Raw genomic sequence first — 26,116 nt, 5'->3', positions numbered from 1 at the left:
CGCCGCGCCGCTGTCCGATTGCCGGGCGGACAGCGGCGTTATGATTGTATCCATGCGTCTGAAAAGTCCTTGATGTCCAGCGTGAGGTGTTGGCGGATTTTTTCCAGAAGCCGGGCCTCAAGCTGGCGGACGCGCTCGCGGGTAACGTTATACCGTTCGCCTATCTCGCGCAAGGTGACGGGCTCGTCGGTGAGCAGGCGATTCTGCAGGATGTATACTTCCTTTTCGTTGAGCTTGGGCATGATGGTTTTCAGACGCGAGCGCACCAGGCCCGCGATTTCGTCCGAGGCCAGAGTGTCCTCAATGCCGGGGCCCAGGGCGGGAAGAAAATCCATGCGGCTGGCCCCGCCGGAATCCTCGCCCACCTGGACGTTGAGCGAGAGGTCCGTGGAGGCCAGCCGCTGGTCCATCTCATTGATCTGGTCCTCGGTCACGCCCAGACGTTCGGACAGCATGGCCGCGTCGGGGTCGTAGCCCTGGGCGATCAGTTTCTGGCGCTCGCGGTTCAGGTTATAGAACAGCTTGCGCTGCACCTGGGTGGTGCCGATCTTGACCATCCGCCAGTTGTCCATGATGAACTTGAGGATGTAGGCCTTGATCCAGAATGAGGCGTAGTAGGAGAATTTGATGCCCTTGTCGGGGTCGAATTTGTTCACCGCGCGCATCAGGCCCACGTTGCCTTCCTGCACCAGATCCAGCACGTTCTGCATCCAGCGGCGCTGGAAGTCCATGGCGATGCGTACCACCAGCCGCAGATGGGAAGACACCAGCCGGAAAGCCGCGTCAGGGTCGTTGTGGTCGCGCACGCGGAGAGCCAGCTCATGTTCCTCTTCAGGTTTGAGCATTGGAAAGCGGCTTACCTCGCGCAGATAGAGATGCAGGCTGTCGCGTGCGCCCGCCGGAGAGGGCAGACGGGGCGCACTCGGCGCAGGAAGGGCGCCGTCGCCCCCTTCCTCAAGGGCCAGCTCCGGCTCGGCATCCTTGTCGTCGTCCACATCCAGCACTTCACCCGCTGCCAGTTCTTCGCCGTCCAGCAGATCCAGCGTTTCCAGATTTTGGTCTTCGTCCTCCCCGGCTTCGCGCGGAGCTTCAAGCACTTCTATTTCAGGCTCGATTTTTTTAGGGGCCGTTTTGCTTTTTCCACTCTTATGCCGCGTGGAAGGGGCTATCTTATTATTTTTTTTCATTTTATTCATACTCAATCACTGCCGCTCGGAACAGGCGGCAATGCTTTATGCTATAGTTTTGGTTTGTCCTTTTCAATGTTTTTCAGTACTAAAAACGCAGCCGCGCCCCGGAAGGCTTTCCCGGCCGGGTAGTGCTGAAAAACGCAAGCATCGCGTCAAGCGACGCTTGTCGTCGCCCCAATAGGGGAATGCGCGCCGCCAAGGGCGGCGGGGCGAGCCGAAAAGCGTGTTTTTTGGCGAAGCGGCCCTCGTGCCTGTTCAACGTCGTAGACGCGATTACGACACGAGGCGCTTGTTGCTCAGTTTTTTATACAGCCTTTGAAGGCGGAGAGCAAAAAATGCCGATCCCTTGCCCCGTGCGGGTGATCAGCGTGCCCGTGTCCGCCCGTAACAACAAGAAGTGGATGAAATGGCTGACATGACATTCAGACAGGCGCTCGGCCTCGGGCGTCCTCTGCTGCTCGACGGGGCCATGGGCACCATGCTGCAGGCCTCCGGCCTGCCCGTGGGCATGAGCCCGGAACAATTCTGCATGGAAAGCCCCCAGGTATTGCGGGGCATCCACAAGGCCTATCTGGATGCCGGTGTGGATCTGCTGACCACCTGCACCTTCGGCGGCAATCCTTACAAGCTCCCCAAGGAACTGGACATCTTCGCTTTCAACAAGCGCATGGCCGAAGTGGCCCGGGAAGCGGCGCACGACGCGGGGCGGCCTGTTTTTGTGGCCGGCAACGTGGGGCCCAGCGGCCAGTTCGCCAAACCCCTGGGTCCGGTGGAGCCGCGCGAGCTCATCGCCGGTTTTGCCGCCCAGATCCGCGGCCTGGTGGCCGGTGGGGCGGACCTGATTTTTGTGGAAACCCAGTTCGACCTGGCCGAAGCCCGCGCCGCCGTGGTGGCGGCCCGTCAGGAATGCGATCTGCCGGTCATGGTTTCCATGACCTTTGAGCAGGGCGTCAGCCTGACCGGCTCCAGCCCGGCCATTTTCGCCGAAACCATGCAGAATCTGGGTGTGGACGTGGTGGGCACCAACTGCAGCCTGGGCCCGGACCAGATGCTGCCGGTGGTCCGGGAGCTGCTTGAAAACTGCGCCTGCCCGGTCATGGCCGAGCCCAACGCCGGTCTGCCCGAGTTGCACGGCAATGTGACGGTCTTTCCCTTGGGGCCCGAGGAATTCGCGCAAAAAACAGCAGCCTTCGCCGGGTTGAGCGCACGCATTCTGGGCGGCTGCTGCGGCACCACGCCCCGGCATCTGGCTGCCCTGGCCCAGGCCGTGCGCGGCATGGGCTGCAGGCCTCCGGAAGCGGCGCGCCGGGACGGCATTTGCCTGACAAGCCGTTCACAACTGGTGCGCATCGGCGCGGACGAACCCCTGGTGATTATCGGCGAGCGCATCAATCCTACGGGCAAAAAGGTGCTCACCCAGGAATTGCAGGAAGGACGCTTTGACGCGGCCCTGCAACTGGCCGACCAACAGGTGGAGGCCGGGGCCGGGGTGCTGGACGTCAATGTGGGCGCGTCCCTGGTGGATGAAACCAGCCTGCTGCCCGAGCTGGCTCAGCGCCTGATCGGACGGCTGGCCCTGCCGCTCTCGCTGGATTCTTCCAACGCCGAGGCCATTGCCGGGGCTCTGCCGTACTGTCCCGGCTCCTTTCTGGTCAATTCCATCAGCGGCGAAGCCGACCGCATGGACGTGCTGGGCCCGCTCTGCCGGGATTACGGCGCGCCTTTCATCCTGCTGCCGTTACAGGGCGCGAAATTGCCGGTTCAGGCTTCCGAGCGCATCCGCATTGTGGAAAATCTGCTGGAGCGGGCGGCCGGTTTGGGCATTCCGCGCCGCCTGGTGATGGTGGACATCCTGGCGCTGGCCGTGTCCTCCAAGGCCGAAGGCGGCCGCCAGTGCCTGGAAATGGCGCGCTGGTGCCGTTCTCAGGGCCTGCCCACCACCTTGGGGCTTTCCAATACCTCCTTCGGCCTGCCCGCCCGCGAACTGCTCAACGCCACCTTCCTGTGCATGGCCGCGGGCGCGGGCCGCACGTCCTGCATTGCCAATCCCTCGGCCACGCGCCTGCGCGAGGCCGTGGACGCCATGCGCGTGCTCGGGGCCCATGATCCACACGCCGAATCCTTCATCGCCTCCTATGCGGAATGGAAACCGGCGGGCGGCGTGACCCTGCGCCAGGGCGACAAGGCCGGGGCCGCCAAAACCCTGGGCGAGGCCGTGCTGACCGGCGACAAGGAAAACGTGCTGCCTCTGCTGGAGGCCGAGCTGAAGGCCGGAGCCGACCCGTTTGCCCTGGTGCGGGACACGTTGATCCCGGCCATCACTGAAGTGGGCGCGCGCTACGAACGCCGGGAATATTTTCTGCCCCAGCTCATCCGCGCCGCGGAAACCATGCAGACGGCCTTCGGCTATCTCAAGCCCCGACTGGAAGCCAACCGGGGGCCCGAGGAGCGTCCGGTGATCGTCATGGCCACGGTGGAGGGCGACATCCACGACATCGGCAAGAATATCGTGGCCCTGCTGCTGGGCAACCACGGCTTTGACGTGGTGGACGCGGGCAAGGACGTGCCCGCCGAGGCCATTGTGGCTTGCGCCCTTGAGCACAACGCGCGTATCATCGGGCTCTCCGCGCTGATGACCACCACCATGGTCCGCATGGAGGACACCATCCGCCTGATCCGGGAGCGCGATCTGCCCATCAAGGTCATGGTGGGCGGCGCTGCCGTGACCCAGGCCTTTGCCGACGCCATCGGAGCCGACGCCTATTGTCCGGACGCGGTGTGCGCGGTGCGCGCGGCCAAAACTTTTATCTGATTTCGTCCGTCGCGAGCCCCGTTCAGGGGGCGACGTCGTATTCTTTAACCTCTACATTAAGGTTAGTCATGAAAAAAATATTCCTGCCCCTGCTGCTCTGCCTTCTTCTGCCCTGCGCCGCCTGGGCCGAAACGCTGCCTTCGCTGAATCTGGCCGGTCTGAACGATCTGCTGGCCAAGAACAAGGGCAAAGTGGTGATGCTCAACTTTTTCGCCACCTGGTGCCCGCCCTGCCGGGTGGAAATTCCGGAATTGATCAAGACCAGCAAGGCCTACGCGGACAAGGGCGTGGTGATCATCAGCCTGTCCGTTGACGAGGACTCCGCGCCCGTGCTCCCCTTTGTCAAAAAAATGGGCATGGACTATCCGGTCTATCTGGCCGGGCGGGACATCACCCGGGCTTATCAGATCAGCAGCATTCCGCATAACGCTTTTTACGCCAAGGACGGCACGCTGGTTCTTTCCGAGCCGGGCATGGCCGACGAAAGCATGCTCAAAATGGTTATCGACAAGCTTTTGAGCCAGAAGTAATGGAAAGCGACTATCTGACCCGCAAGGCCCATCTGGACGATGTGAAGGCCATGCACGGCCTGTTGCTGGCCTGCGCCCAAAAGGGCCTGCTGCTGCCGCGCGCGCTGATTTATCTGTACGGGCACATCCGCAATTTTTTTGTGGTGGAGGCCCCGGACGGCGAAATCGTGGCCTGTTGCGCCCTGGCTCCGGTTTGGGAGGATCTGGGAGAGATATGTTCCCTGGTGGTGCGCGACGATCTGCGCCGTCAGGGCCTGGGGCGGCGGATGGTCGCGGCCTGCATCGGTGAGTGCCGTGAACTGCATCTGAAAAAGATTTTCGCCCTGACCTATCAGGAAGCGTTTTTTACCCGTTTAGGTTTCAGAGTGGTGGAAAAAAGCGTGCTGCCGCAAAAGATCTGGGCCGATTGCGTACATTGCGCCAAATACCCGGATTGCGATGAAACGGCGGTCTTTCTGGATGTGCCCGGCGCATTGGAAACAGCGTCCGCATGCCCGGTCGGCGGGGAAAGATAGGGGGAGGCATGGCTGAGACGCTGCGGGTCAAGGAACTTAAATCCGTGTTCAGCCCGGAACAGATTGCCGTGCGCGTGCGTGAGCTGGCCGTGGAAATCGACGCGCTGTACGGACAGGAACCCTTGGTGGCCATATGCGTGCTCAAGGGGGGCGTTATCTTTTTCAGTGATTTGGTACGTGCTTTGCATAACCAGAATCTGGAACTGGATTTTGTCCGTCTGTCCAGTTACGGTAAGAGTTCGGCCAGCTCCAAGCATGTGATCTTCAACAAGGATGTGGAAGTAGACATCCGAGGCAAGCATGTGCTGATTGTGGAAGACGTGGTGGACAGCGGCCACAGCATGCGTTTTCTGCTGGACCAGTTTGCCGCCCGTCAGGCGCGCAGCCTGCGTCTGGCCGCTCTGGTGGACAAGCGTGAGCGCCGTCAGGCCGACGTGACCGTGGATTTCGCCGGTTTCGTACTGAATAAGGGTTTTATTGTCGGCTACGGCCTGGATTACGCCGAACGTTATCGGACGCTGCCCGGCGTCTGTGAGATCATTCCTGAATAGCCTTGTTTCGGCTCCGGCGGCCGGACCGTTTTGTGGAGTATTGGCATGGAAGTAAAGTGTCCGCATTGTACCAGCCGTTTCAATCTGCCTGACAGCCTGGCCAAGCCGGGCGTCAAGCTGCGCTGTTCGGTCTGTAAGACCGTGTTTCCCTTTGCGCCTGAGTCCGAAGCGGTCTTGCCCGGCGAGGACGAACTGCCGGATATGCAGGAGCGGCCGTCCGGCGGCCGCCGTAAGTTCTGGGCGGCCCTGGCGTTCATTCTGGTTTGTCTGGGAGGCGGCGCGTACTGGTATTTCGGCGAGCGGCACCCTGATACGCCGCCCACGGAACAGGAACTGGCCAAGAAGGTCGAGTTGCTGACCATGCGCAATGTGCGCCAGTACTATGTGGATAATGAAAAAGTGAAGGGCAGGGTCTTTGTGATTGAGGGCCGGGTGGTCAATGAGTTTCCGCAACCCAAGGAACTGATCGCCGTGGAGGCAGCCATTTATGACAAGAACAAAAAGCCCCTGGCTACCAAGACGCAGCTTGCGGGCACCCAGCTTTCGCTTTTCCAGTTGCAGGTGCTCAGTGAGAAGGAGATGGAGTCCTTCCTGAACAACAAGGTAGAGATTCTTGCCAACAACACCAATGTGCGGCACGGCGGCGAAGTGCCCTTCATGGTGCTGTTCTATGCGCCGCCCGAGGATGTGGCCGAGTTCGGCGTGAAGATCGTGGACGTGAAAGACGTGCCCGAAGCGGAAAAATAATCGTCGTTCGCACTGCGTCCCTTTCAGTTTTTCAGATATCCCCGTTTCCTTTCCGTGCTGGATGGAAACGGGGATATCTGCGTTCATGGGGTAATCTGCTCTGGACTCAGGCGGCCTGTTGCGGCAACGTGGCCGCCGTGGACTTTGCTTCACTTTCCACGCCAGTGCGGGGTTCCGCGCCGCTGGCCCGCAACCTGCCGATGCAGACCGTGGAGACCGCGCTGATGACACCGGCCACAGCGAGATAGCCGCAGAGATACCAGGGTTGGGAGTCATTGGCCTGCACCAGAATGGTGGCGATCATGGGCGTGAGGCCCGAGGCGAAAATGCCGGAGAACTGATAGACAAAGGAAATGCTGGAATAACGCACCGTGGCATCGAAAGCCTCGGAGAAAAGGCTGGCCATACTGGCGTAGGCCGCGGCGTAAATGATGCCGAAGGGGACGATCAGGGCCAGGAAGGTCAGCACAAGATTCGCGGAATAATTGTGGAAGACCCAGAATACGGGATAGGCGGTCAGACCCAGCAGCAGGGCGGCGAAGCCGAAAATGCGGCCCTTGCCCACGCGGTCGGCCAACAGGCCCCAGAAAGGAATGAAGCAACCCATGACGGCCGATGCCGCCACTACGGCCATCAGGGCCACAGTGCGGTCCACACCGCAGCTCTGGGTGAGATAGGTGAGTGAGAAGACGCCGAAGACATTGAAGGCTATGCCTTCCACAAAGCGCGCGCCCACGCAGGCGCTAAGCGTTTTGGGATAACGCCTGAAGGCTTCCAGCATGGGATAGCGGATCCGTTCCACGTCTTTCTTGGCCTCTGAGAAATCTTTGGTTTCCTGTACCGAGGTGCGGATGTATGCTCCCACGAAAACCAGGACGGCGCTCAGGATGAAGGCCAGTCGCCAGCCCCAGCTGATGAAGGCCGCGTCGGACAGCAACAGGGAGAGCAGACCTACCACGCCGGAAGCCAGCATCAGGCCCAGGGAAAGGCCGATCTGGGGCAGGCTGCCGTAAAAGGCGCGTTTGTGGGCCGGGGCCGACTCAAAAGCCATGAGCACCGCACCGCCCCATTCGCCGCCCAGGCCGATGCCCTGGGCCAGACGGCAGACAACCAGCAGAATGGGCGCCCAGATGCCGATGGTTTCATAGGAGGGGATCAGGCCGATGAGCACTGTCGCCACGCCCATGATCTCCAGGGTCAGGATGAGCATTTTTTTACGGCCGATTTTGTCGCCGAAATGCCCGAAAATAATGCCGCCCAGAGGACGGGCCACAAAGCCCACGGCAAAGGTGGCAAAAGCCAGAATGGTGCCCATGCCCTCGGAAAATTCGGGGAAGAAGAGTTTGTTGAAGACCAGCCCGGCCACCACGCCGTATAAAAAGAAATCATACCATTCGATGACCGCGCCCACCAGCGAGGAAAGGACGACGCGCCGCAGATTTTTTTGATCGTGGCTCATGTGCTTTCTCCTCTCAGGCCAGGCGCAGCACACGCCTGGCGTTTGCATACATGATGTTTTCGCGGACGTCCGTTTTCAGCTCAAAGGCCGCATAGGCGTCCAGGGCGTCGGCCAGTTCCACGAAGGGATGAGCGCTGGCGAACAGAACCTTGTCGCCGATGAGATCGTTCATGGCCCGCACGTAGAGACCAGCCTGGGGGGAACGCTCGTATTCCGAAATGTCCATATAGACGTTGGCGTTGCGCAGGCAGGTATAAATGGCCTCATTGACGAAGGGATAGCCGCCGTGGCTCATGATCAGGGTCAGTTCGGGGAAATCGCGGGCCACCTTGTCCACATCACGCGGATCGGCATATTCCAGAACGGCGCCCGGCACCTGCGGCGGCGGGGCCATGGTGATGAAGACCGGCACGTCCAGTTCGCAGCATTTGGCGTACAGGGGATAAAAGCGCGCCTCGGAAGCCGGGATGTGGGCCAGATATGGGTCAATGGCCATACCCCGCATACCGTATTCGTTGACCGCATGTTCAATTTCGCGCACGGCAGCCATTTTTTTATGCGGATCAATGCCCCAGAACCCCGCGAATTTTTGCGGATATGCCCGGCAAAACTCCAGCACGCTCTTGTTGTTGGCCGGAAATCCGTAGGTGGTTTCACAGTCACGGCCCGTAATCACGCCCAACTCCACGCCGAGGCGGTCGAGGTCCGCCACTATGTCGGGCAGGGGCTGGGCCGTGCGGGCGTCAAAGCCTATGGCTTTGCAGGCCGCCTTGAACATGGCGCTGTTTTTGATGCCGTTGATAATTTCAGGCGTATTGGGCCGGAAACGGAAATCAATGACTTTCATGATTGGCATTCTCCTGAGCCGTCTGAGGTTGAGGGGCGTGCGTGCGGCCCTGGCGGTCGTCGTTTGCTTGTCTCTCGCCGGGAAACGGAGGTGCGCGGAACGCAGGCGCGGAAATGGGAACGTTCTCCTTCCATGGCCAAGGTTGGCCTTGTTTTGTGATTTTTTTGTTTTGCACGATGCATGCCAGTTCAGGATAAGAGTGTAGCCTTACGCTCATAATTATTATTGTTATTTTTCAATAGGCTATATTTATCTGGGGTAGAGAAGGCCGGGCCATGTATGATTTATGTCGCAAATTTGCGATATAAGCCGGAGTCGCAGGTTCAGGACTGTCCCCCAGATTGTGAAAAGGGATTCATGCAGGGAACATGGGCCTTGGAAGGCACGTTTCAGGCATTTTTTGGCGGCAGGGTCGCAAATTTGCGTCGCAAATTTCAGGACTTTTGCTGGGATTTGTTCCTGAATGATGCAAATCCGCGCCGTTTGCGAAAGAAAGGACGAGCTGCCAGGGCTTTTATCTCCAGCTCTCTTTTATTTTCAATGTATGTCAATGTGTTAGAAATGTGGCATGCCCCATGCAAATGGGGGAGGCACACGAGGATTGCCGCATGTACATGGCGTTCTCCGCGCGGCGGCAGTCGGATACGCGCCACGCGCCCCACACATATTATCAGGAGTTGAGCGATGAGCATGACCACCTGCGAATGCCGGTCCCCCCAGGAACAGCGCCTCTATGACCGGATCGAGGGCAAAGAGGACAAATTCCGCAAAACGCACGCCCGTGTTTTCAAACTGCTGGAGCGCTTCGACGGGCAGAAGCCGCGTATCGACATCGAGCGCGCCCTGTACTTCACCCAGTCCATGAAGGAAACCGAAGGGCAGCCGCTGGTGCTGCGCTGGGCCAAGGCGCTCATGCACATCGCCGAAAACATTTCCGTCTGCGTGCAGGAAGACCAGCTTCTGCTGGGCCGGGCCGGTTGCGACGGCCGCTACGGCATTCTCTATCCCGAGCTGGACGGCGACTTTCTGGACATCGCCGTGCGCGACCTGCCCACCCGCCGGACTTCCCCGGCCGTTATCACGCCCGAGGACGCCAAGCGCGTCATTGAGGAAATTGCACCCTACTGGAAGGGCAAGACCTATCATGAAGATCTTAATGCCGCGCTGCCGCTCGAAGTGCACAAACTTACCTACGACGATCCCGAAGGCCTGATTTCCCGTTTTATCGTCAACGAGACTTCATCCTTCCGTTCCTCCATCCAGTGGGTGCACGATTATGCCAAGGTCTTGAAGCGCGGCTTCAACGGCATCAAGAAGGAAGCCCGCGAAAAGCTGGCCGCCCTGGACCCCATGAGCGCCAAGGACGACCGCGAAAAACGTCCCTTCCTGGAGGCCGTGATCATCGTTTGCGACGCCATTGTGCTCTGGGCCAAACGGCATGCCGTCCTGGCCCGTGAACTGGCCGAAAAGGAGCAGGATCCCATACGCAAGGCCGAGCTGCTGCGCATGGCCGACAATGCCGAGCGCGTGCCCGGCGAACCGGCCCGTGACTTCTGGGAGGCCTGTCAGAGCCAGTGGTTCACCCAGATGTTCTCGCGCATTGAGCAGAAGACCGGCACCACCATTTCCAACGGCCGCATGGACCAGTATCTCTACCCCTATTACAAACAGGACCGGGCGGCCGGTACGATCAACGACAAGCAGGCCATGGAGCTGCTGGAATGCATGTGGGTGGGCATGGCCGAGTTTATCGACATGTATATTTCCCCCACCGGCGGAGCCTTCAATGAAGGGTATGCCCATTGGGAAGCCGTGACCGTGGGCGGCCAGACCCCGGACGGCCGCGACGCCAGCAATGAGCTGACCTATCTGATCCTCAAGTCCAAGCGCGAATTTCCGTTGCACTACCCGGATCTGGCCGCGCGCATCCATTCCCGCGCGCCGGAACGCTACCTCTGGGATGTGGCCGAAACCATCAAGGACGGCTCCGGCTTTCCCAAGCTGATCAACGACGAGGAAGTGGTGCCGCTGTATGTCTCCAAGGGCGCTACCTTCGAGGAGGCCTTGGACTACGCCGTGTCCGGCTGCACCGAGGCCCGCATGCCCAACCGCGACACCTATACCTCCGGCGGCGCGTACATCAATTTCGCCGCGGCTGTGGAGATGGCGCTGCGCAACGGCCGGATGAAGAAATACGGCGACCGGGTGCTGGGCGTGGAAACCGGCGATCCGCGTTCATTCAAGACTTGGGAGGAATTCTGGAACGCCTATGTGCAGCAGCACATGCTCTTTCTGAAAACGGCCTTTACCCAGCAGTATATCATCAACAAACTGCGCGCCCGGCATTTTGCCCAGCCCATGGGTTCGGCCATGCATGATTTGTGTATGAAGCACTGCATGGATCTGCATCAGGAGCAGATCCCCGAAGGCATTAATCTGGGATATTTTGAATACATGGGCCTGGGCACGGTGGTGGATTCCCTGGCGGCAGTGAAGAAATTGGTCTTTGAGGAAAAGAAGCTGAGCATGGACAAGCTCCTCGAAGCAATCGACGCCAATTTTGAAGGCTATGACGACGTGCGCGCCCTGCTGCGCTCCGCCCCCTGCTACGGCAACAATGACGAATACGCCGACGCCATCGGTCGCGACATCGACAGAATCTCCGTGGAATACGCCGGAAAATACGGCATGAGGGATCTGGGCATGCACAACGACGTGCGTTATGTGCCCTTCACCTCCCACGTCCCCTTCGGCAAGGTGGTTTCCGCCACGCCCAACGGCCGCACCGACGGTTTTCCGCTTTCCGACGGAACCTCGGCCTCGCACGGCGCTGATGTCAACGGTCCCACGGCCGTGCTGCTTTCCAACTACAACACCAAGAATATGGGCATGCGCGACCGCGCGGCCCGCATGCTGAACATCAAGTTCACGCCCAAGTGCCTGGAAGGCGAGCAGGGCACGGAAAAACTGGTCTCTTTCATCCGCACCTTCTGCGACCTCAAGCTCTGGCACGTGCAGTTCAACGTGCTCAACCGCGAGACGCTTCTGGCCGCCCAAAAGGACCCGCAGAAGTACCGTAACCTTATCGTGCGCATCGCCGGTTACAGCGCGTATTTTGTGGATCTTTCCCCGGATCTGCAGAATGACCTCATCGCCCGCACGGAACACGACGCCATGTAAACGCCGTGACTGCGCGCGGGGAGGGCGGGCCTCTTCCCGGCTCTCCCCGCGCCCTTTCTTCTCCCTCATAGCCCCAAGGACAGACGGTATGTGTCTGGAAGACGACGAACAGCAGGATCTCGAACAGCAAGGCTTTGTTTTCAATATCCAGAAATATTCGGTGCATGACGGGCCGGGCATCAGAACCATTGTATTTCTCAAGGGGTGCGCGCTGTCCTGTCGCTGGTGCAGCAACCCCGAATCACAAAGCCCGCGCCCCGAGCTGGCCTACAATGCCGGGCGCTGTCTGGAGCTGGACAAGTGCGGCCACTGCGTCACGGCCTGCGAACGCGGTGCCGTCAACCGTGGCGGGGACGGCAAACCCCGTATCGACCGTTCGCTCTGCGCGGATTGCGCCACGTCCGGGGCCATGCCCTGCGCGGAAGCCTGCCCGGCCCAGGGCCTGCTGGTCTACGGCAAAAAGCGCAACGTGGATGATGTCCTGTCTTCCGTGGAGCAGGACGCGGCCTTTTATTCCCGCTCCGGCGGCGGCATGACCCTGTCCGGCGGCGAACCGCTGTTGCAGGCGGATTTTGCCCTGGCCCTGTTGCGTCAGGCGCGTGTCCGGCGGCTCAAGACAGCCGTGGAAACCTGCGGCATGGTGCCCGCCGCCACAGTCCGGGCAGCAGCTCCCTACCTGAACTTCGCCTTGTTCGACATCAAGCATATGGACAGCGCCGCGCACGAGGCTCAGACCGGCCTGCCCAATGCGCGCATTCTGGAGAATTTCCGTATCCTGGCCGAGGAATTCCCGGATCTGCCCATTCTGGCGCGCACCCCGATTATTCCCGGCTTCAACGACAGCGAAGAGGCCGTTGCCGCCATTACCGTTTTTCTGAAACCCTATGCGCGGGTCAATTACGAAATGCTGCCGTATCACCGCCTGGGCACCCAGAAATATCATTTTCTGGGCCGCCGTCCGCCCATGGGCGACGTGACGCTGGACAGGAATGTCATGCCCCGGCTGCAACGTGCCGCGCTGGACATTCTGGGCGCGAGAGTGCAGATTCCACGCTGACGACTCTTTCAACCCGGATGATGCCCATGGCCGGACGTTCCCCGGAAGTCCTTTCCAGATATGTCGAGCGCATTCTTGACGCCCTGCCTGACGGGGTGTTCATTTCCGACGTCTCGGGCACTGCCCTGCACATTAACCGCATGTACGAGCAACTGACCGGCCTGAAGCAGGAAGGCGTGCAGGGCAGGAATGTGCGCGCTCTGGTGGAGGAGGGGGTCTTCGACCATATCCTCAATCCGGAGATCGTGCGTACGGGCAAGCCCGCCACCCATGTGCAGCAGCTCAAGAACGGCAAAAAGCTGGTGCTCTCCGGCTTTCCGGTGTTTGACGAAGCCGGGGGCATCCGTCTGGTGGTCACTTTCGCGCGCGATATCACCCTGCTGGCGAATCTGCAGGAGCAGGTGGCGGGGCAGTGCCGTCTCATTGATCAGATCAACGATCAGTTGGCTCACATGGCCCACGAAAGCAGGCCGCAGGAGCCTGTCTTTGCCAGTCCGGCCATGGCCGAGGTTCTTTCCCTGCTGCGGCGTTTCGCGGCCACGGACGCCACGATGCTGATTCTGGGCGAGACCGGCGCGGGCAAGGACGTCTTCGCGCGCCTGGCCCACAGGCTGAGCGGACGCAAAGACAAAATCATGCTCAAGGTGGATTGCGGCGGCATTTCCGAAACCCTGACCGAATCCGAACTCTTCGGCTATCTGCCCGGCGCGTTTACCGGGGCTTCCAGCAAGGGCAAGGCGGGCTATTTTGAAATCGCCGACGGCAGCACCATTTTTTTGGACGAGGTGGGCGAACTGCCCCTGTCCATGCAGACCCGCCTGTTGCGCGTGCTTCAAGACGGAGAGATCATGCGGGTGGGTTCGTCCAGCCCCCGCAGGGTGGACGTGCGGGTCATCGCGGCCACCAACCGCAACCTGGCCGAAAGCGTGGAGGCCGGCACCTTTCGCCGCGATCTCTATTACCGGCTCAATGTCGCGACGGTACGCATTCCGCCTCTGCGCGAGCGGCCGGAAGATGTGTGTCCCCTGGCCGAGCATTTTCTGCATCAATACACGGCCAAATACCACAAGGCCCTGGCCTTCATGGGCGTGACCCTGGACATGATGAGCGTCTACGCCTGGCCCGGCAATGTGCGCGAGCTTCAGAACCTGGTCCACAGCCTGGTGATCACGCTCAACGGCCCGCTGATCTCGCCCAGGGATCTGCCCGCGCAGATTTCCGGCGTGAGCCGAGACGTCTCCTGTTATTCCGAGGAAATCCTGGCCGCCCGAAGACCGCTGAAGGAAATCATGGCCGAAATGGAGCGGGATTTTCTGCTTAAGGCCATTGAGGCGCACGGCTCGGTGCAGAAAGTGGCGGAGCTCTTTCAGGTCAACCGCAGCACCATCTTCCGTAAACTCCAAAGCGGGCGACCGGACTGACCTTAAAGCGGATTGCCTTTAAAACGCTACACGTTTCAAGGGGCTTATTCCGGCAAAACGGACGGCACAGAGCCAGTGATCGCGGCACACAGATCAGACAAAGGGCGCGCCATCATCAATGATGGCGCGCCCTTTGTCTGATCAAAACGGAGATGCCGGATTTTACTGGCGTGCTCAGGCCCTTGCCGCAGGCCAGAAAGAGGAGGCCTTGCGGCCTTCTCTGTCCAGAGCCCAGCCCAGCAGCCAGCCGGTCAGGGAGAAGGCGAATCCCACAAAGAAAGGCGGAATCAGCGCGGCCTGTTCCCAGAGCAGGGGGGCCAGCGCGAAACTTTTGTGCGCCAGCAGATACCAGAGCATGCAGCTCGTGAAGCCCGCCGTACAGCTTATCCAGGCAGCGAGGGAGCTGCGCTTGCCGAAGCGCACCAGGGCCACATAGGCCACCAGAACAGTGGCGCCCACGATGCTCCAGCTGGTGGTGCAGAGCAGAGCGATGAGCTGGCCCTTGATCTGGGCACAGCCCCCGGACAACAGCACGCAGAAGGCGATGCCCAGCAGCCACATGGAGCGCGAGGCCTTACGCCCCGGCAGATCCTCGGCAATAGCCGAGACGGCGATATGAAAGATGGCCGTGGCCGTGGAAAGCGAAGCCGAGACAATAGCCAGCACAAAAATCTGCAGGCCCACATTGGGCAACAGCATTTTGACCAGGGTGGGCATTACATCGTCCGGCGAGGCCACTTCCGGCAGGATCAGGCGGGAAAGCGAGGCCACGAAGTAGGCGCCGCCCACCAGCACGGTAAGCACCAGCATGGCCAGCGGGGTGATTTTGTTGACCTGCTTTGCCGAATTCAGGGCAAAATGGCGCTGGATCATCTGCGGCTGGGCCCAGACGGCAATGGAGGTTACCACCACCAGAGAAATGATAAACCAGCCTTGCTCGCCGCTGGACAGGGCCAGAAAGCCTTCATTGGCCTGGGCCGTGGGAGCCAGCTGGGCCAGATCGGCAATGCCCTGGATGGGGCCGCCCACTTTGCTGAACACGGCCCAGACCAGCATGCAGATGCCCAGCAACATCACAATGCCTTGCATGGCTTCGGTATAAAGCACGCCGCGCAGTCCGCCCACAAAGACGGCGAAGCCCACCAGCAAGGCCACCAGCCAGATCAGGGACCAGAGCGGCAGCGGCAGAATCTGGGCCAGCAACAGGGCGGCGCCCTTGATGACCGCCGAAGCATAGACACCCAGAAAAACCGCGAAGAGCAGGGCCAGAGCTTTACCCAGAAACGGGCTTTTATGTCCCTTTGCCAGAAGTTGGGTGGGGGTGCGGGCCTGGAGGTTGCGCTGGCAGACCCGGGTCGGCCAGGCCAGAAAGCGATATACGATCCAGGTGCCCAGCCAGACGTTGCCGGCAGCCACCAGGAGCATTTGCAGACCGTAGGCATAGGCCAGACCGCCGAAGCCCACCAGGGCTACGGCTGAGATATAGGTCGCCACGTAGGCAAAGGCCTGAATGCCGAAACCCACACGGCCCGAGGTCAGGGCGTCATGCCCCTGGCCTTTGCGGGCCAGCCAGACAAAAACAGCGATATAGGCGATCCATATCAGGGCATCGAGCAGCATGGTCAGCTCCGGCGGCGGGCCTGGCGGCCCAGGCCGACCAGGGCCAACAGCAGCGATCCGGCCAGAGAGAGAATGGCTATGCACACGGCGGCATCGGCCAGCAAAAGCGTGGAGAGAATATCCATGGAGCCTCCTTCAGGCATAAAAAAACCGCCGGCCCCATTGGTCGGCGGTATATACCATCTTTGCATGCTGTCTGAAAAAAACGGCGACGCATCCGAACCGGGGTCAGTGATTGACTCTGGCGACGTAATATCGAAAAAATCGAAACGTCATGGCTGCATTCATGACTGTACCCTTATCCTCCGCCGGGCGGGCTGTCAATGCCCCCGGAGTGGGATACGCCGGAAAAGATCAGGCTTTGATGGAGCGGGCCACAAAGTCCAGCACGTCGCTGTACAGAGTGGGCAGGGCGTACGGGGTCAGCACCTGAGTACGGTTGGCCCCGACCATCAGCGAAATGATTACCTGGGCCGTGGCCCTGCTGTCCACCCTGGCCAGGCTGCCGTCATTGATGCCGCGCGCGATGAGTGTTTCCAGCAACTGATGGACCTGTGAGAACATGGAGTCCATCAGGTCGCGGTCGGTCTTGGTCTTCATGTCGCTGTAGGGCGAGCAGCGCACCAGAACCAGCCAGTTGGAGTTTTTATCGATGGAAAAATCAAGATACGCTTTGCAGAAGTGCATCACGGCGTCAAAGCCGGAATCCGCGTCAGCGGTGGCCTCGCGCAGTTTGGTCAGGAAATGCTCCAGCACATCCAGCCCGGAGGCCAGAAACAGTTTTTCTTTATTCCCGTAATGATGGGTCAGAAGGCCCAGAGCCACGCCGGCCCGGTCGGAGATTTTTTTGAATGTGGTTTCCACATAGCCGCATTCGCCGAAAAGCTCCTTGGCCGCCTGGAGCAATGCTTCTTTTTTGCTTTTGTTCATAGTTGTTTCGTGGCGCTGGTACAGGGCCGGGCTGAAGTATTGTCAGGGCCGAAAACCTACCGCCTGGGAACGGCAAAGTCAATAAAAGAACCGATTTTCAACTTTTGCGGGGCCTGCGGAAGGCATTCTGCGCATAATCCCCCAGACGTTCCAGACGCCTGTCCGCCAGATCATACAGACTGCCTGACGTGAAACCGCCGTTTTTGCGTCGCCGTCCGGCGGGCAGGCCGGTGAGCAAGGTCAGCGCCTCCTCAATGCGGCGTACCGGATAAATGGCAAACTGTTTTTTCTCCACCGCCGTCAGCACATCCGGCGCGAGCATCAAATGGTCCACATTGTCGCGGGGGATGATAACGCCCTGCGAGCCCGTGAGCCCGTGGCGGGCGCAGACCTTGTAAAACCCCTCGATTTTGCGGGTTACCCCGCCCACGGCCATGATCTGGCCTGAATGGCTTACCGCGCCGGTAAAAGCCAGGTCCAGGCGCACCGGCACGTCGGCCAGGGCCGAGAGCAGGGCCACCAGTTCCGCGCCCGAGGCCGAATCGCCTTCAATTCCGGCGTAACTCTGTTCAAAATAGAGCGAACCGGAAAGCACCAGTGGTTTTTTTCGGGCGAAAAGGTCCGTGAGATAGCTTTTCAGAATCATCATGGCCTTGGTATGGATGGGGCCGCCCAGTTCCGCCTCGCGCTCCAGGTCGATGATGCCCTCATGTCCCACGCCCACGGTGCAGGAAATGCGGTGCGGCAGGCCGAATTCAAAGTCGCCGTGCCAGGTGACCGAAAGTCCGTTGACCTGCCCCACGGCCGAGCCGGAGGTACGCACCTTGATCATCTCGCGGTCGTATTCCTCCATGAAGATTTCTTCCACCAGATTGGCGCGATAGGTACGCGCGGCATAGGCTTCTTCCAGAATGGCAGCGCTGACCAGAGGCAACTGACGCATTTCGGCCAAGGCCGCCGCTTCGATCATCAGCTCGCGTAACAGGGGAAATTTAAGTGATAGGCGGCGCTGGTCCTCGCAGAGATGCGATCCCAGATCCACCAGCCAGGCCAGGGCCGTGCGGTCAAAGGGCCGCAGCTTGTTTTCCTCGATGATCCTGGCGATCTGGCTCAGATAAATACGGATATTTTCGGCGTTGCGCTCAGTCACGTCGGCCATGTGGGCCTTGATGCGGAAGAGCTTGGCAAAGCGGTCGTCATTGACCAGCAGGGTTTCGTAGAGTTCTTCGCCGCCGATCAACACGACCTTGAGATCAAGCGCCAGGGGTTCGGGCGTGATGCCCTTGGTGCGGATGGCCGTATCCGGAGTGTCGCCGGTGTCCTCAATGCGCGCCTGATTGGAGCGCAGCGCGCGCAGCAGGCCTTCCCAGGCATTGGGATGCTGGAGAAGATCCTCAATGTGCAGGACCAGAAAACCGCCGTTGGCCTTGTGCAGGCTGCCCGCCTTGATCAGAGTGAAGTCCGTGACCAGCGCGCCCATTTCGGACTCGCGTTCCACGCAGCCCAGCAGATTGATCGCCGTGGGGTGGTCCTCCACCACAATGGGCGCGCCGCTCTGTCCGCTGTTGTCCACCAGCAGGTTGACTTCGTAGCGGTAAAAGATGTTCTCCATGGGCGGCAGGGCGTGCCCTTCGCCGCCGGGCTGCCCCGGCATGCCGTCGCGCGGGAGAAAGGATTCGGTATTTTTGAGGATATCCTCGCGCAGGGCCGCGAAATAGTCCGCCAGCTCCGGCACGGGGCAGGCCTTCAGGATGCGCTGCTGCGCCGGGGTGAGCAGGGCGTCCAGCACCTGGCCCATGGCTTGGCGTTCCAGGTCGCGCTCATTGTCGTGAAAGGATTCCTCGGCCTTGTTCAACTGGCGCATGAAACCGGCCATGGCCTGCACCAGACTGTCGCCCCGGCGCTTGAGGTTGAGGCGCACCGTATTGTCCAGGCGTTCGAACTCCTCTTCGCTCAGGCGTTTGCCTTCCACCAGGGGATAGAGGGTCAGGCCGCCGTTTTCGTCCATATCCAGGTTGAAACCCTTATGCACGGCCACGGAGTTCATCTTGTGCAGCAGGCCGATGCGCACGTTCTGGAACTGATCCACCAGTTTGGCCCGCTGCTTGACGTAGGTTGTGGCCTCAAAACGCCGGGCCAGCTCCTTTCCGACGTTTTCCAGCGTTTCTTTCAGGGATTGCTTGAACTTTTTACCCTGTCCGGCCGGAAGGGCCAGCAGAGTGGGGCGGTCCGGGTCCGCGAAGTTCTGCACATAGACCAGATCCGGCGGCGTAGGAGCTTTGCGCGCCTGGGGCCGCAGATAGGAAAGCAGCATATAGCTGCGGCCGAGGTCCGCTTCGCCGGAAAGATAGATGTTGTAACCGGCGGTGCGGATTTGCAGGGCCAGGTCCAAGGCCTGCATGGCCCGTGGCTGGAAGGGATTCTTGCGGCTGTTGCCGTTGCGCGGCAACGGAATGGCCCGGCTGTCCTCCCAGGGAATGCGGGTCGGATCAAACGTGGCGTGCAGCCGGGTGGTGGGCAGAGGTGTGATGCTTGGCATAAATATAGAGTTCTTACTGTTGTTGATAAAGTTTTTCCAGGATGGCGCGGCCGCCCTTGTCCAGCAGTTCCCCGGCCAGTTCCAGGCCCAGGGCGCGGGCGTCCGCGGCATTGCCGTTTTTTTCGCCGCGCAGGATCAGGCTGCCGTCCACTTCGGCCACCAGCCCCTTGAGGCTGACGTTTTCCTCGCCCACAAGGCGGGCATGCCCGGCGATGGGCACCTGACAGCCGCCTTCCAGTCCAGCCAAAAAGCCGCGCTCGGCATCCACGCAGACGCGGGTGGCGCGGTCTTCCAGGCTCGCCAGCAGGACGAGCAGCTCATAACTGTCTTCGCGGCATTCAATGCCCAGCGCGCCCTGGCCCACAGCGGGCAAAAAGCGCTCGGGGTCCAGGGAGGACATATACGGCGCGCTGAGCCCCAGGCGGTTGAGCCCGGCGGAGGCCAGGATGATGGCGTCGTATTCCCCACTCTGCAGTTTGCGCAGGCGCGTGTCCACATTGCCGCGCAGACTGGAAATGCGCAGATCCGGCCGCATGGACAATAGCTGCGCCTGCCGCCGCAGACTGCTGGTGCCCACATGGGCCTTTTGCGGCAGGGCGTCCGGATCGGCATAGTGGACGGAAAGGAAGCAGTCGGTGCAGGCTTCGCGCTGCGGCACGCAGCCCAGGATCAGGCCTTCCGGCAGGACCATGGGCACGTCCTTGATGCTGTGTACGGCCAGATCCGCCCGCCCGTCCAGCAGGGCTTCCTCAATTTCTTTTACGAACAGGCCCTTGCCGCCCACTTTGGACAGGGGCACGTCCAGAATGATGTCACCTTTTGTTTTGATGACGTTGAGAGAAACCGTGAGCCCCGGATCCAGGGCTTCCAGACGGCTTTTGACGTGTTCGGCCTGCCAGAGGGCCAGACGGCTGCCGCGGGTGGCGATGACGAGATGCTTGCGCATAACTTCCTGTTCTTTGTTCCTGGTGTCTGATTGCAAAAATTTCGAGCATAGTTATGCTCTCCATTTTTGCAGGATCGGCAGCGAAAAACCATGATTTTTCGCTGACTCACGGCGGCTACGCCGCCGCAAAATCCTTCGGATTTTGTGTGTCTAATTTTTCAAATTAGACACTAGGGAAGGGCGATGTCCGTGTCTGTTTTGTCCGGCGCGGCGCGCGTGGGGTTTAATGTCCGCAACTGGCGCAATTGCCGCCTGAGCATCCGGCGCAGCCGCCGCCTCCGCCCGAGGACGGCGCGGCATACTCGCCGCCGTCGCTGCCGCCCGTGCAGTGGGCGCAACGGGACATGAGCTTGTGCGTCTCACGCGAGCCGCAGTTGGGGCAGACGGGCGCGGCATCGTCAAAAACCAGTTCCTCAAATTCCCGGCCGCATTTTTCGCAGCTGTACTCATAAATGGGCATGCTCAATCCTTCTGTTCTTGGTCTGACTGCAAATACGGCGTAAGCGCCGTAACGTTTTCAAACAGATAATAATCAGTGAGCTGGCAGAAAAGATGTCCGGCCGCAATATGCAGCTCCTGAACGAGCGGCGTATGCCGCGTGGGCGTTTCCAGCAGAATATGGCAGAGCCGGGCCATTCCGCCGCCGCTCTGGCCCGTGAGCCCCACGGTGAACAAACCGGTCCGCCGGGCCGTCCGCAACGCCGCCAGCACATTGGCGCTGTTGCCGGAGGTCGAAATGCCCACCAGCAGATCGCCCTTGCGCCCCAGCGCCTCCACCTGCCGCGCGAAAACCTGGCTGAAATCCAGATCATTGCCGATGGCGGTCAGGGCTGAGGTATCCGTGCTCAGGGCCAGCGCCGGCAGGGCGGGGCGGTCCATGAGAAAGCGGTTCACGAATTCGGCGGCCAGATGCTGGGCGTCGGCCGCGCTGCCGCCGTTGCCGCAGAGCAGAATCTTGCCGCCTCCGGCCAGGCAGAGGGCCGCGCGCAAGGCGGCCTCGCGCAGATTGGAAGCCTGCGCGCGGAAAAATTCCTCACGCAGGCGCGCGCCATCCTGGGCATGGCGGGCTATGATCTCCAAGGCAGAGTCTTTCATGCTGCGCATCCTTTCAGACAGTAATGAGGATTTTCGTTCTCTGCCCGGCAAGGCGAGCTTCGGGCGGAGGGAGTATCTTCAAATAGTTGACTTTCGCACGGGGCGAGCCTGTTGCAGGCAGAGGGCGAAAGGACAAATTTGAAACAGCTCCCGGCGAATGCCGCGTGAACGCCGTTTGATTTCGGGATGCCCATACTTATGCCAAAGCGGCGCGGCTGACAAGCGCGTCCGGAACACGGACTTGCGGTCGCGGCCCTGATAACGTAAATTGCCTGCTTATGCAAAATACAGTCTTCCGGCATGTACTTCTGGTCTGCAAGGCCCGCCACGAACGCGCCTGGGAGCTCGGTTGCGAAATCCTGCAATGGTTGCGCGCGCAAGGGCACACGGCGGTGATGATTGAAGCGGGGCATGAGGATGCCGCCTATGCCGCCGAACTCGATTTCGTGGTCGTGCTCGGCGGCGACGGCACCATGCTGGGCGTGGCCCGTCGCATGGTGGGACGGGCCGTGCCCCTGTTCGGCATCAATTTCGGCCGGGTGGGGTTTTTGACCGACGCCCAGCCCGAACACTGGGAAGAGCGGCTGCTGGCCTGTCTTAAAGGCGAACTGGCGGTGCGCACCTGCCTGGCCCTGAGCTGGAAGCTCACGCGCGGCGGCAGCCCGCAGGCCGGCGGTTCCGCCGTCAACGACGTGGTGCTGAGCCGGGGCTCCCTTTCCCGCCTGGTCTGCGTGAATATCGCCGTGGACGGACAACGGATGGGCTTGCTGCGCAGCGACGGGATAATTCTTTCCACGCCGGTGGGCAGTTCGGGCTACAGCGTTTCCGCCGGCGGCCCCTTGCTCTATCCCGGCATGAATGCCGTGGCCTTCACACCCATCTGCCCTTTTTTGAATACCATTTCTCCCATGGTCTTTCCGGGCAAGACCGTGTTCAGCATGCGCATTGAAGCCGGTTCCACGGATTGCTACATCACCGTGGACGGACAGGAGGGCCAGCGTCTGGAGATCGGCGACCTGGTGGAAGTCACCGGCCTGCCCGCGGCCGTGCGCTTCATGGGCGATGAAATTTCTTTTTTCGAGCGTCTGCGCACACGGGGTTTTGTGCTTGAGCGGGCCTCCGGCGCCGATGCGGAGAAAGCATGAAAGAATCCCGCGAGCCGTCCAGCGTGCGCGACATCCGCCTGGGCCGGGACGTCTGTTTCGATGCCTGGCTTTACAGCATGCTGATGGACAACAATCTGGCTTACCGGATGAATCCGGACATCATCGCCAGCCCGGAACAACTGGCGTTCATGATTCAGTTGGACGACGATCAGATTTATCTGCCCTGTTCCGATGCCACCTTCGCCATGCTGCGCGCCGACAATCCGTTACCGAAACTGCAGGCTCAGTATAACCGCGCCTGGCGCATCATCATGCGCCTGGTCCGCTCCATGGTGCAGGACCGCGCGGAGCGGCGGCGCATCCTGCATTTCTGCCGCCACCGTTTTTTGCAGTATATCGCCCAGCGGACGCTGATTCCGTCGCGCTTGGTCAAACGGATGACAGATCTGGTTCTGGCCCAGAGCTACAGCCTGGGCGATCCCTGGCGGGAACGCCGTCGCGCTTCCACATTGCGCCAGCAGGAGCTGCTGGATCTGCCCGAGATCAGAAGCAACCTGGAAGCCATGCCGCGCGGCAAGCTGCCCGCCGATATGCATGAAACCCGGCAGTTGCTCGACAGCCTGGAACTGGTCCGCTTTTTCTGCCTTTCGGCCATGGCCAAGGATTGGCAGGAGCATTTGCCTTCGGCCCGGAGCATCCGTCGGACCATGCGTGAGGCCGAACAGGCGGCCGCGCCGCTGCGCGGCTATTTTTCGCGCACCGCCGGACGATCGGCCACCGTGCTTTTTTTGTGCGACGCCGACGGCGGCATCCTTTTTGATCTGGCTATGTTGCAAAGCCTGATCCGTATGGGGCACCGGGTCATTTGCGCGGTCAAATCCGGATTTTATTTTTTCGCGCCGACCATGGATGACATGGAAAGCGATCCCGCGCTGGAGCGCTGGCTGCGCGGCGGCATTGTGCTGCGTGAAACCCAGCTCGGCAAAAACGACCTTTTGCGGCATCTGCGTGAACACCGTCTGGTGGTCATTGACGACGGCACGCGCGAGCGTCTGAATTTGTACCGGGTTTCCGTGACCTTTTCCCGGGCCTGGAAAGAGGCCGATGTGGTGTTGTGCAAAGGCTGGCGCGCGGCGGGCATCTTTTTTGGCAGCAGCCACGAATTCACCCGCGACATTGTCTGCTATTGGCGGGACGAAAGCGGCTTTCGCATCGAATTGCGCAGGCATGCGGCCGCGGCGCGTAAATTCAGCGAGGAAGACATAGCCGCCCAGGCCGACGCCATTATCAGGGAGATGCGCGCGGCCCGCAGTGAAGGCCGTTCGGTCATGTTCTACAGTTGCGTCATCGGCAGCATTCCCGGCCAGACATCCGTGGCCGTGGCCCTGGCGCGGGCCTTTGTGGACAATCTGCGAAAAAAAATGGATAATATTTTGATTATCAACCCGGCGGAGCACTTTGTGGAAGGCATGGACGGGGACGACCTGATGTTCATGTGGGAGCGGGTGCAACGCAGCGGCCTCATCGACGTTTGGCGCTTCCAGTCCGTGGAGGACATTGAGGAAAGCTTCGCCCTGCTGGGGCGCAAGGTGCCGCCGTCGTGGTCCGGTAAGGACGCCACCTATTCCACGGGGTGCACCAAGGAAATGCGCATCGCCCTGGACATGCAGGCCAAGAACCGCGAAATGCAGATCATCGGGCCTGAGCCCCGGCTCTTTTTCCGCAGGGGCGAGTACGGGGTGGGCAAATATTTTGACGCCAGCATCAGTCGGCCCACGGGCCGCTGAGGCGTGGCCGCAACACAAAGCATGCGGGCTCCAGCCCCCGCGACAGGGAGTGGATTAAGATCATGGCCGCCTATGAAGCCGTTATCGGCCTGGAAGTGCATGTGCAACTGGCAACGGCCTCCAAGCTGTTTTGTTCCTGTTCCACCAGATTCGGCCAGCCGCCCAACACCAATGTCTGCGAAGTCTGCGCGGGCATGCCCGGCGCGCTGCCCGTGCCCAATCGCCAGGCCGTGCATTACGCCGCGCTGGTAGGTCTGGCCACCAATTGCGCCATCAATCGCCGTTCCATCTTCGCCCGTAAGAACTATTTTTATCCGGATCTGCCCGCTGGCTACCAGATTTCGCAGTTTGATCTGCCCATCTGCGAGCATGGACACCTGGATATCGTGGCGGAAGGCCAAAGCAAGCGCATCGGCATTACCCGCATCCACATGGAAAACGACGCGGGCAAAAACATCCATGCCCAGGGAGAGAACGTCAGCTACGTGGACCTGAACCGCGCGGGCACCCCCCTGGTGGAGATCGTTTCCGAGCCGGACATGCGTTCCGCCGCCGAAGCCGTGGCCTATCTCAAGACGCTCTACGGCATCGTGACCTATCTGGGCGTCTGCGACGGCAATATGGAGGAGGGCAGCTTTCGCTGCGACGCCAACGTTTCCCTCCGGCCGGTGGGCGCGGCGGCCTTCGGCACGCGCACAGAACTCAAGAATCTCAATTCCTTCCGCAACGTCCAGCGGGCCATTGAATACGAAATAGCCCGCCAGCAGGATGTGCTGGACGACGGCGACAGCGTGGTGCAGGAAACGCGCCTGTACGACGCGGTGAAAAACCTTACCGCCTCCATGCGCAGCAAGGAAGAGGCCCACGATTATCGTTACTTCCCGGACCCGGATCTCTTGCCCGTGGAAATCGGAGCCGGGGAGCTGGAGCGCTGGCGGGCCGAACTGCCCGAATTGCCTCAGCCCCGCGCCGGTCGTTTCATGGAGCTGACCGGCCTGCCCGAGGCTGAAGTGGAAGTGTTGGTGCAAAGCCGGGCTTTGGCCGACTTCTTTGAGGCCGCCGCGCACATGGCCGACCCCCGCAAGGTGGCCAATTACATGCTGGGACCGCTGCTGCGCGAATGCAACGCGCGCAACGTGCCCACCGGCGACCCGGCCCGGTGGGCCATGAAGCCCGAAGCTCTGGCGGAATTGGTGCGTATTGTGGATCAAGGGCTGATCAGCGCGAAGATCGCCAACGACATCTTCGGCGATCTGTTCAGCAACGGCGCCATGCCCGAAGCCTACGTCAGGGAAAAAGGCCTGGGACAGATTTCCGATTCCTCGGCGCTGGAAGCCGCCGTGGATGCGGTGATCGCCGCTAATCCGGCGGAAGTGGAAGCCTATAAGGGCGGCAAGACCAAGCTGATCAGCTTCTTTGTGGGTCAGATCATGCGCGCCACCAAGGGCAAGGCCAATCCCGCCCTGGTCAACGAGTTGCTGAACAAAAAGCTGCGGTAATAAAAAGCCGGGTCAAACGGAGAAAAAGAGCAGGGCCTGTCGGCGATGTCGTCGGCAGGCCCGTTTTTCCGTCAGGGCGATCTGTTGGCGTCGAAAGCGGAAAAGAGACCAGGCTCAGCCCTCATTTGCGCCTTGCTGCCCGAAAAAATTCAGCTTTTCGCGGACGGCGTTTTAATGAGGACTGAACCTAGGTTCAGGACTCGTTAATTGCCAACCATTTTATATCAGTGTATTTATAACGCCCGAGGTAAGTCATGAGCACACTGTTTTATCTTTCCACCGGGC

21 protein-coding genes are annotated in these 26,116 nt (G+C 60.6%); 11 read left to right on the top strand and 10 right to left on the bottom strand.

The features are described 5' to 3' along the window. Window positions 1-38 precede the first annotated feature (38 nt). Entirely contained in the window at window positions 39-1,187 is a 1,149-nt protein-coding gene (locus KH208_RS07060; RefSeq protein ID WP_291435055.1) for an RNA polymerase factor sigma-32, read from the bottom strand. A gap of 409 nt (window positions 1,188-1,596) precedes the next feature. On the opposite strand from KH208_RS07060, the gene KH208_RS07055 reads away from it, so the two are divergent. From KH208_RS07055 to KH208_RS07035, 5 genes are all read left to right on the top strand, one after another. Next, complete coding sequence (locus tag KH208_RS07055; RefSeq protein ID WP_291435053.1) at window positions 1,597-4,002, top strand: homocysteine S-methyltransferase family protein; 2,406 nt, start codon at window positions 1,597-1,599, stop codon at window positions 4,000-4,002. Between the two features lie 68 nt (window positions 4,003-4,070). Then, on the top strand, window positions 4,071-4,532 hold the full coding sequence (locus KH208_RS07050) for a TlpA disulfide reductase family protein (RefSeq protein ID WP_291435051.1): 462 nt from the start codon (window positions 4,071-4,073) through the stop codon (window positions 4,530-4,532). After that, a complete protein-coding gene (locus KH208_RS07045) occupies window positions 4,532-5,047 on the top strand; it encodes an N-acetyltransferase (RefSeq protein WP_291435050.1) in 516 nt (171 codons plus the stop codon). Before KH208_RS07050 ends, KH208_RS07045 begins: the two co-directional genes overlap by 1 nt. 8 nt (window positions 5,048-5,055) lie before the next feature. Further along, window positions 5,056-5,598: a hypoxanthine phosphoribosyltransferase gene (gene hpt / locus KH208_RS07040; protein ID WP_291435049.1), complete on the top strand. Its 543-nt coding sequence runs from the start codon at window positions 5,056-5,058 to the stop codon at window positions 5,596-5,598. Between the two features lie 45 nt (window positions 5,599-5,643). Further along, window positions 5,644-6,345: a zinc-ribbon and DUF3426 domain-containing protein gene (locus KH208_RS07035; RefSeq protein WP_291435048.1), complete on the top strand. Its 702-nt coding sequence runs from the start codon at window positions 5,644-5,646 to the stop codon at window positions 6,343-6,345. Window positions 6,346-6,451: 106 nt separating this feature from the next. Here KH208_RS07035 and KH208_RS07030 read toward each other — a convergent pair whose 3' ends face one another. After that, window positions 6,452-7,804 (bottom strand): MFS transporter, encoded by a 1,353-nt coding sequence (locus tag KH208_RS07030; protein ID WP_291435046.1) that lies wholly within the window; start codon window positions 7,802-7,804, stop codon window positions 6,452-6,454. Window positions 7,805-7,817: 13 nt separating this feature from the next. Further along, entirely contained in the window at window positions 7,818-8,651 is an 834-nt protein-coding gene (locus tag KH208_RS07025) for an amidohydrolase family protein (RefSeq protein WP_291435044.1), read from the bottom strand. A 684-nt stretch (window positions 8,652-9,335) separates the two neighbouring features. Between KH208_RS07025 and KH208_RS07020 the strand changes: the two genes are divergently transcribed. From KH208_RS07020 to KH208_RS07010, 3 genes are all read left to right on the top strand, one after another. Next, a complete protein-coding gene (locus KH208_RS07020) occupies window positions 9,336-11,831 on the top strand; it encodes a glycyl radical protein (RefSeq protein WP_291435042.1) in 2,496 nt (831 codons plus the stop codon). An 88-nt stretch (window positions 11,832-11,919) separates the two neighbouring features. Continuing rightward, a complete protein-coding gene (locus tag KH208_RS07015) occupies window positions 11,920-12,888 on the top strand; it encodes a glycyl-radical enzyme activating protein (RefSeq protein WP_291435040.1) in 969 nt (322 codons plus the stop codon). A 26-nt stretch (window positions 12,889-12,914) separates the two neighbouring features. Continuing rightward, window positions 12,915-14,309: a sigma 54-interacting transcriptional regulator gene (locus tag KH208_RS07010; RefSeq protein ID WP_291435038.1), complete on the top strand. Its 1,395-nt coding sequence runs from the start codon at window positions 12,915-12,917 to the stop codon at window positions 14,307-14,309. A 174-nt stretch (window positions 14,310-14,483) separates the two neighbouring features. Here the strand turns inward: KH208_RS07010 and KH208_RS07005 are convergent, their stop codons facing one another. The 7 genes from KH208_RS07005 to KH208_RS06975 all read right to left on the bottom strand — a co-directional run bounded on the left by KH208_RS07005 (window position 14,484) and on the right by KH208_RS06975 (window position 21,439). After that, window positions 14,484-15,929, bottom strand: a complete 1,446-nt coding sequence (locus KH208_RS07005) for a sodium:solute symporter (RefSeq protein WP_291435036.1) — start codon at window positions 15,927-15,929, stop codon at window positions 14,484-14,486. Between the two features lie 2 nt (window positions 15,930-15,931). After that, entirely contained in the window at window positions 15,932-16,054 is a 123-nt protein-coding gene (locus KH208_RS07000) for a hypothetical protein (protein WP_291435034.1), read from the bottom strand. 229 nt (window positions 16,055-16,283) lie between these two features. Continuing rightward, on the bottom strand, window positions 16,284-16,859 hold the full coding sequence (locus KH208_RS06995; RefSeq protein WP_291435033.1) for a TetR/AcrR family transcriptional regulator: 576 nt from the start codon (window positions 16,857-16,859) through the stop codon (window positions 16,284-16,286). Window positions 16,860-16,956: 97 nt separating this feature from the next. Next, complete coding sequence (locus tag KH208_RS06990) at window positions 16,957-19,398, bottom strand: Lon protease family protein (RefSeq protein WP_291435031.1); 2,442 nt, start codon at window positions 19,396-19,398, stop codon at window positions 16,957-16,959. Between the two features lie 13 nt (window positions 19,399-19,411). Further along, window positions 19,412-20,344 carry a hydroxymethylbilane synthase gene (hemC, locus tag KH208_RS06985; RefSeq protein WP_291435030.1) on the bottom strand — a complete coding sequence of 311 codons (933 nt, stop codon included), beginning with the start codon at window positions 20,342-20,344 and terminating at the stop codon, window positions 19,412-19,414. A 223-nt stretch (window positions 20,345-20,567) separates the two neighbouring features. Further along, window positions 20,568-20,804, bottom strand: a complete 237-nt coding sequence (locus KH208_RS06980; RefSeq protein WP_291435029.1) for a zinc ribbon domain-containing protein — start codon at window positions 20,802-20,804, stop codon at window positions 20,568-20,570. Between the two features lie 2 nt (window positions 20,805-20,806). After that, a complete protein-coding gene (locus tag KH208_RS06975) occupies window positions 20,807-21,439 on the bottom strand; it encodes a D-sedoheptulose 7-phosphate isomerase (protein ID WP_291435027.1) in 633 nt (210 codons plus the stop codon). A gap of 278 nt (window positions 21,440-21,717) precedes the next feature. Between KH208_RS06975 and KH208_RS06970 the strand changes: the two genes are divergently transcribed. The 3 genes from KH208_RS06970 to gatB all read left to right on the top strand — a co-directional run bounded on the left by KH208_RS06970 (window position 21,718) and on the right by gatB (window position 25,831). After that, complete coding sequence (locus KH208_RS06970; protein ID WP_291435026.1) at window positions 21,718-22,584, top strand: NAD(+)/NADH kinase; 867 nt, start codon at window positions 21,718-21,720, stop codon at window positions 22,582-22,584. Next, entirely contained in the window at window positions 22,581-24,332 is a 1,752-nt protein-coding gene (locus KH208_RS06965; RefSeq protein ID WP_291435019.1) for an ARMT1-like domain-containing protein, read from the top strand. Before KH208_RS06970 ends, KH208_RS06965 begins: the two co-directional genes overlap by 4 nt. Before the next feature lie 62 nt (window positions 24,333-24,394). Beyond that, the gene (gatB, locus tag KH208_RS06960) at window positions 24,395-25,831 is read left to right on the top strand and encodes an Asp-tRNA(Asn)/Glu-tRNA(Gln) amidotransferase subunit GatB (RefSeq protein ID WP_291435018.1); all 1,437 of its coding nucleotides are present in this window, start codon (window positions 24,395-24,397) and stop codon (window positions 25,829-25,831) included. The last annotated feature ends 285 nt before the right edge of the window (window positions 25,832-26,116 follow it).

The organism is Desulfovibrio sp., assembly GCF_018379785.1.
GTDB lineage: Bacteria > Desulfobacterota > Desulfovibrionia > Desulfovibrionales > Desulfovibrionaceae > Desulfovibrio.
This window is presented reverse-complemented; position numbering and strand designations above follow the sequence as displayed.

What these genes read in the sequence shown, in the direction of transcription:
- KH208_RS07060 (WP_291435055.1), bottom strand. Translation starts at nt 1,187, where the DNA reads ATGAAAAAAAATAATAAGATAGCCCCTTCCACGCGGCATAAGAGTGGA.
- KH208_RS07055 (WP_291435053.1), top strand. Translation starts at nt 1,597, where the DNA reads ATGGCTGACATGACATTCAGACAGGCGCTCGGCCTCGGGCGTCCTCTG.
- KH208_RS07050 (WP_291435051.1), top strand. Translation starts at nt 4,071, where the DNA reads ATGAAAAAAATATTCCTGCCCCTGCTGCTCTGCCTTCTTCTGCCCTGC.
- KH208_RS07045 (WP_291435050.1), top strand. Translation starts at nt 4,532, where the DNA reads ATGGAAAGCGACTATCTGACCCGCAAGGCCCATCTGGACGATGTGAAG.
- hpt (WP_291435049.1), top strand. Translation starts at nt 5,056, where the DNA reads ATGGCTGAGACGCTGCGGGTCAAGGAACTTAAATCCGTGTTCAGCCCG.
- KH208_RS07035 (WP_291435048.1), top strand. Translation starts at nt 5,644, where the DNA reads ATGGAAGTAAAGTGTCCGCATTGTACCAGCCGTTTCAATCTGCCTGAC.
- KH208_RS07030 (WP_291435046.1), bottom strand. Translation starts at nt 7,804, where the DNA reads ATGAGCCACGATCAAAAAAATCTGCGGCGCGTCGTCCTTTCCTCGCTG.
- KH208_RS07025 (WP_291435044.1), bottom strand. Translation starts at nt 8,651, where the DNA reads ATGAAAGTCATTGATTTCCGTTTCCGGCCCAATACGCCTGAAATTATC.
- KH208_RS07020 (WP_291435042.1), top strand. Translation starts at nt 9,336, where the DNA reads ATGAGCATGACCACCTGCGAATGCCGGTCCCCCCAGGAACAGCGCCTC.
- KH208_RS07015 (WP_291435040.1), top strand. Translation starts at nt 11,920, where the DNA reads ATGTGTCTGGAAGACGACGAACAGCAGGATCTCGAACAGCAAGGCTTT.
- KH208_RS07010 (WP_291435038.1), top strand. Translation starts at nt 12,915, where the DNA reads ATGGCCGGACGTTCCCCGGAAGTCCTTTCCAGATATGTCGAGCGCATT.
- KH208_RS07005 (WP_291435036.1), bottom strand. Translation starts at nt 15,929, where the DNA reads ATGCTGCTCGATGCCCTGATATGGATCGCCTATATCGCTGTTTTTGTC.
- KH208_RS07000 (WP_291435034.1), bottom strand. Translation starts at nt 16,054, where the DNA reads ATGGATATTCTCTCCACGCTTTTGCTGGCCGATGCCGCCGTGTGCATA.
- KH208_RS06995 (WP_291435033.1), bottom strand. Translation starts at nt 16,859, where the DNA reads ATGAACAAAAGCAAAAAAGAAGCATTGCTCCAGGCGGCCAAGGAGCTT.
- KH208_RS06990 (WP_291435031.1), bottom strand. Translation starts at nt 19,398, where the DNA reads ATGCCAAGCATCACACCTCTGCCCACCACCCGGCTGCACGCCACGTTT.
- hemC (WP_291435030.1), bottom strand. Translation starts at nt 20,344, where the DNA reads ATGCGCAAGCATCTCGTCATCGCCACCCGCGGCAGCCGTCTGGCCCTC.
- KH208_RS06980 (WP_291435029.1), bottom strand. Translation starts at nt 20,804, where the DNA reads ATGCCCATTTATGAGTACAGCTGCGAAAAATGCGGCCGGGAATTTGAG.
- KH208_RS06975 (WP_291435027.1), bottom strand. Translation starts at nt 21,439, where the DNA reads ATGAAAGACTCTGCCTTGGAGATCATAGCCCGCCATGCCCAGGATGGC.
- KH208_RS06970 (WP_291435026.1), top strand. Translation starts at nt 21,718, where the DNA reads ATGCAAAATACAGTCTTCCGGCATGTACTTCTGGTCTGCAAGGCCCGC.
- KH208_RS06965 (WP_291435019.1), top strand. Translation starts at nt 22,581, where the DNA reads ATGAAAGAATCCCGCGAGCCGTCCAGCGTGCGCGACATCCGCCTGGGC.
- gatB (WP_291435018.1), top strand. Translation starts at nt 24,395, where the DNA reads ATGGCCGCCTATGAAGCCGTTATCGGCCTGGAAGTGCATGTGCAACTG.